Raw genomic sequence first — 6,000 nt, 5'->3', positions numbered from 1 at the left:
TAGCTAATCCCACTTGGGCCAATCTAAAGGCGAGAGCCGAAGCCCCCTTTGGTCCGTAGACATTATGCGGTATTAGCCATCGTTTCCAATGGTTGTCCCCCACCTCAAGGCATGTTCCCAAGCATTACTCACCCGTCCGCCGCTCGTCATCTTCTAGCAAGCTAGAAATGTTACCGCTCGACTTGCATGTGTTAGGCCTGCCGCCAGCGTTCAATCTGAGCCATGATCAAACTCTTCAATTAAAAGTTTTTTGAAACCTAAGTTTCATGCTCATTGAATTCTGATTTTGATACCTTTCGGTATCGAATTGACTGTGCTGAATAAACTATGTTTATTCTGTTGGTCACTCAGTTCAATTGAGACTCTAAATTTGTTTGCGTCATCTAGCGAACTAGAATCTGCTGTTAGAACTCAATCTGTACGAGTGCCCACACAGATGATTGCTTCATATTTTTAAAGAACATTTCGAAACATTTCGTTGTTTCGAGGGATGTGCATTCTAAGCATTCCCGATTTTTTGTCAACACTTAATTTTGAATTTCTTGAGAAGTTTTCAAAGCTAAGTTTTACTCGACTACCAACTCGTTGGCTCATTGCTTTTCAGCGCTGCTCCCCGTGTCGGTGGATGCGCATTATAGGGAGATCCGATTTTAGTGCAACCCTTTTTTCATTAAAACTTATAAAAAAGGTTTGTTCGAACAGAAAACACACAAAACCGCTTAAAAACCACATTAATGCAATATTTTCTTCATAAAACTGTCACCAGTTTTCGCGAAGGGATCATAAGTATTGATCAAATTTGGGAGGATGCAAGATACAGTTGAAGAAATTTTCACCTGTATCTTGATATTCAACTATCTATTCTTTTAGTAAAGAAGACTATATAGCTTTCGTCGATATGCTGAAGCAACACTATCGCCATCAGGCAGCGAAGCGATAATATCTAAAAATCCCTTTTTGGCTTCACCGTAGTTCATGTCTTTCTTAAGCACCATAAGTAGGCTTGCCAATGCCTCTTCTTTTTTACCCACATCTAACTGAGCTTGGGCTAGCTGACAACGTAAGTCTAATGAATCAGGCTCAGCTTCGACCGCTTGCTCTAGACGCTTTACCTCTGGTGAATCTTGTGCAGCCGCAGCTTGCGCCAATTTAGCGACTAAATTGTGGTAATACGGGTCTCGCTGTTCTTCATTTACAGAATCTAATAACGCTTGAGCTTCATCAAATTTTTGAATTTGCATACAGATATCCGCAAACACCAACTTAACCCGAGTATTACTACTGTCGATGTCGTATGCCTTCTTCGCATAACCAAAGGCATTATTTAGGTCGCCGCTTGCGAGGAATTGCTTCGCTTGATCAAGTAAAATAACTTCAGGTGATGGTAAATGCTCAGACAGAGCTTCTTTAATTTCTTCTTCTGTTTTTGCCCCTGCCAGCATATCTACCGGCGCACCACCTTTTAAAATCACAATCGTTGGCAAAGCTTGTAAACCAATTTGCTGAGCGAGTTGAGATGCCAGAGCTTGTTGGACATCACAGTCGATAACACCTATGGTTATGTGCTCACTATAAGCGGCCGCGATCCCTTCCAATATTTGGTCTTGCTGAACACATTCAGGGTTTTGATTGCTATAAAAGGTTAGTAATAACACTTTCTCTGGATTTGGATCGGTTATTACTTGCTGAATGTTTTCAGGAGTTAGTTGGATTTTATTGCTCATATTCTATTTTCTGTCTGAGTAATTAATATGGTTGATATAGTGACACTATCTGGATTTACAACCAAGCCAAGAAAACAATTATGCAGAGCTTGGCTTTCTCTTTCGAGTAAACTTCCCCTTTCTTGCCCCGCGTTTTTTAAATGCAGGTACAGGAACACCTTTCAGTGCATTCGTATTGATAGACTGAGCGCTGTCAATAAATCCACCTAACTCATCACAAAGCGGTTGCATAAATTGATTATACGACGTTTCCTTATTGGCGATCTTTCCGAGCAATGACTCCCAGAGCGCAGTTCTGTCTGGTAATGAAAGTGACTCAGGTAGGGTTTGAATAAATGCCTTTCCCAGCCCAGTAGAATATATTGTCTTGCCTTCTCTTCTAAGAAACTGCCGCCTAAACAAAAGCTCAATAATTCCGGCCCGCGTCGCCTCAGTGCCAAGCCCGTCAGTGTCTTTCAATACCTTTTTGATAGATTGATCGGAAACAAACCGTGCAATACCTGTCATCGCACCTAATAAGGTGGCTTCAGTATAATGCTTTGGCGGCTGAGTTTGTTTTTCTTTAACTTCACCTTTCTCGCACAAAAGTTGCTCTCCCACCTCTAATTCCGGCAATAGGCTTTCTTTTTCTACCTCTTGGCCTTTAAACAGTACCTTGAATCCTTGATCTGTTATTTGCTTCGCTTGTGCTTTGAATTGGCCACCACTTATCTCCAACTCGACTTTGGTTTCATTGTAGCGATAGGGGTGGAAGAATTGCGCGAGGTACTGTACAGAGATGAGTTGATAGACCTGCAACTCTCTATGCCCAAGCTGAGCACTGCGAAGCTTTTTAGTGGTTGGAATGATAGCGTGATGCGCTTCTACCTTTTTATCATTCCAACACGCTCCTTTTAAATTCATGTCAGCTAACTTAATAAACTTACTTTCTATTCCCTGATTGTGCTTAGCAGCCGCAATGACTTGCTCTCTTTCAACAAAATGTTCTTGTGGTAGATAACGGTTATCTGATCTAGGGTAAGTGATCAGTTTATGTTTCTCATAGAGTGCCTGACAAATATCCAACACTTGCTGAGCCGATAAACCGTAGCGCTTATTTGCGTCAATCTGCAAAGAAGAGAGGTTATAGGGTAGCGGCGGATTTATCTTTTTTGGTTTCGTTTCAACCTTAGTTATTGTTGCTTGCTTTTGACTGATCCGATCCGCAACGTTTTCGGCTAAGGCCTTAACCAGAACACGCCCATCTTCGTCCATATAGGGCTTACACGCTTCACTTGGTACCCACTTAGCTTCAAAAACTCCCCAATGTGGTTTATTGATGTGTGCAATCACCTCATAAAATGGTTTAGATACAAAGTTCTCTATTTCTAAATCCCTTCTAACAACCAAGCCAAGTACGGGAGTTTGCACTCTACCAACCGACAAAACAGTATTCACTCCCGCTTTTTGCCCTGCCAACGTAAATGCTCTGGTTAAATTCATACCAAAAAGCCAATCCGCTCTAGCTCTTGCAAGCGCAGATACACTTAAAGGAACAAACTCTTGATTAGGCCGTGTCGAAGCCAATGCCTTTTTCACAGCTTGCGGGTTCAAATCACTGATCAACAAGCGTCGGATCGTTGCTCTTTTTCGGTCTGGCAAGTTTACGAATTGAAATACTTCGTCCACGAGCAATTGTCCTTCTCTATCAGGATCTCCAGCATGGTAGATTTCATCAGCTTTTGTGAGTAACTTTTTTAGAGTGCTAAGCTGCTTTTTTGTTTTTGGCTTAGCTTTGAACTGCCACTGAGTAGGCATGATTGGTAAATCTTGAAACTGCCATTTTTTGTATTTGGCATCGTAGTCTTCAGGTTCAGCTTGTTCCAACAGGTGACCTATACACCAAGAAACCACATCGCCATTCGCAACTTCTATATAACCATCTTGTTTTTTATGTGGTTTTGGTAAGACATCGGCGATTGCTCGACCTAAAGAGGGTTTTTCTGCGATATAGAGTTTCATGATTAGCTTAACTGTATATAGATACAGTTATCATAGTGAATTTTGACGAAAAACGCCATAGCTGCAAAGAGACTGTCTCCAGTCTCTTTGCAAACCAGCAAACTTACGTTCTTAATAAATTAAGTTGCTTATGCTTTTGTTCGACTATCTGCGTCATAGAACTGGCCGCTTGCTCAACCTCATCTGCGAACTTCGAAAGCTCAGCAGCAGCATCTGAAATGCCCGTCGTATTTGTATTAATTTCTTCGGTCACCATACTTTGCTCTTCCGCCGCCGTAGCAATTTGTGTTACTTCATTAGAAATGCTTGTCAACTCAGCTACTAGCGTGCTCATTAACCTAGCTGATTCTTGGCAATAACTCACTGCATCTTCGCCTAGCTGTACAGAGCTCTCAATGATCCGGCCTGAGTTCGCGACTTCACTCTGTAGGTTATCTATTAGTTTACTAATGTCGTCCGTCGATGCTTGTGTTTTTGACGCCAAAGCTCGAACTTCATCTGCAACAACCGCAAAACCACGTCCTTGCTCCCCTGCCCTTGCAGCTTCAATTGCCGCGTTTAAGGCCAGTAAGTTAGTTTGTTCTGCTATGGCTCTGATCACCTCCAGTATTTTGGAAATATCATCACTGCGTTCTGATACCTTCACCACTGCTTGTTTTGCATCAATGACTTGATCCGCCATTGATTGCACCGTTTCGGTCGTTTTAATGATGCTTTGTTCACTTTGCTGAACTTGATCAGCGGCTTGATTCGTACTTGCCGCCGCTTTTTCAGACGCCCGAGCCACCTCGGAGGCCGTCGCACTGAGCTCGTTAATTGCGGTTACTACGCTGTCTATCTCTAGATGCTGATTGGCAACTTTGTTTTTGATGTTAATTGCGGCTTCAGTTGTTCGATGTGACTGCTCGTAGGAAGATTCAGCAAGGCCTTTGAGGTCATCAATCATCTTGCGCAGTTTATCAGTAAAGCGATTAAAACCATGTGCCAAGGCAATTAACTCTGCATGATGACTCACTTCTAGCTCATGCGTTAAATCACCTTCGCTAGACGCTAAGTTCTCGACTCGTTCCTGAATATGCGTAAGCGGGCCAATAATTGTGTTCACTAATACTACCGCAATGGCAATGCCTATAACCGCAATAACAACTCCAATGGTAAGCATCCAACGACCAACAGAATCTGTCGACTCCTCAAGCTGACTTTGCAGGGTGGTTGCAGAGCTAAGTGCAATTGCCTTAGGAAGCTCAATTACAAGAGACCAAGTGGTGTTTGGTAACGCAATTTTAATCGGTACAGCTACGACTAAATCCTCACCAAACTCTTTAATCCCAGAGCCTGTGTGCAGTGATTTTAACACCTCAGCCCTATCAGACTTTGTCGACTCAGCAAGTGGACGTGCTAGGTTCTTGTAGTGGCTGGAACCCACAACAAGACCAAGCTCACTTAATAAGGTTACTTTAGCGGCTCCTGAGTAAAGTGAGTTTGAGAGCTCGTCAACCATGGTCTGGAAAATAGGCAAATTTACATCCACGCCCACCAAACCTCTAAATTGACGATTGACCACGACTGGAGTGGTCAATGAAGTCATCAACATTTGGTTGCCCGGAGAAATTTCATATAAATAGGGTTCCATGATACAAGGTGCAACTTTATCTTTTGCGCACAAATACCACTCGGCTTCTCGTAGGCCAAATTCATTGATTACATCGGCATACTTTTCTTCTGCCGACTCAACTTTTTGTTGCATCGGACCATCGGCTTCTTGAGTAAAGTAGAGCTCTAAGGTACCGGCGCCCGGCACGGAGTGACTCGAACCATCTTGATTGCTGGCATCATTGCCATCGTAACCATTCGGTTCAAACTGTGCATACATAGAAGATACAAAGCGATTTTGCTTTAGCGCACCATAAACAATCTCTTGCACTTGTTCACGGCTCAGAGGATCCTGCTTGGTGGTATGAGATAGCACACCAGCCAAAGTGTAAGGAACACGATAGGCTTCATTAATAAAGCCAGCCACGCGTTGCCCATATTGATTACCTTTAGCAATAAGGCCTTGGGATATTTCATCATAAATCGCTTGTTGGACCCCTTCACTTTGCTTGGTATTTTCTGCTGCAAGGTGAAACCACATTGTTGTCACTAATATAACAACCAAACTCGTTACTAATGCTGTTACAAAGAGTAAGAGTTTGTTTTTAATCGAAGCTTGTTTCATAACATTCCCAGTATTTAGACTTAGTATGCAAACAAATTGCACTACACGTTCATCATC

3 protein-coding genes and 1 rRNA gene (1 of these 4 only partly in view) are annotated in these 6,000 nt (G+C 42.6%); all 4 read right to left on the bottom strand.

From position 1 onward, the window contains the following. A 16S ribosomal RNA gene (locus CWC29_RS03730) occupies nt 1-242 on the bottom strand (it extends 1,291 nt beyond the left edge of the window). A gap of 624 nt (nt 243-866) precedes the next feature. Further along, nucleotides 867-1,724: a tetratricopeptide repeat protein gene (locus tag CWC29_RS03725; RefSeq protein WP_138524696.1), complete on the bottom strand. Its 858-nt coding sequence runs from the start codon at nt 1,722-1,724 to the stop codon at nt 867-869. 78 nt (nt 1,725-1,802) lie between these two features. Continuing rightward, a complete protein-coding gene (locus tag CWC29_RS03720) occupies nt 1,803-3,725 on the bottom strand; it encodes a DNA topoisomerase III (protein WP_138524694.1) in 1,923 nt (640 codons plus the stop codon). Nucleotides 3,726-3,828: 103 nt separating this feature from the next. Then, entirely contained in the window at nt 3,829-5,943 is a 2,115-nt protein-coding gene (locus CWC29_RS03715) for a methyl-accepting chemotaxis protein (protein WP_128725533.1), read from the bottom strand. Between the last annotated feature and the right edge of the window lie 57 nt (nt 5,944-6,000).

It is taken from the genome of Pseudoalteromonas galatheae (genome assembly GCF_005886105.2).
Taxonomy (GTDB): domain Bacteria; phylum Pseudomonadota; class Gammaproteobacteria; order Enterobacterales; family Alteromonadaceae; genus Pseudoalteromonas; species Pseudoalteromonas galatheae.
This window is presented reverse-complemented; position numbering and strand designations above follow the sequence as displayed.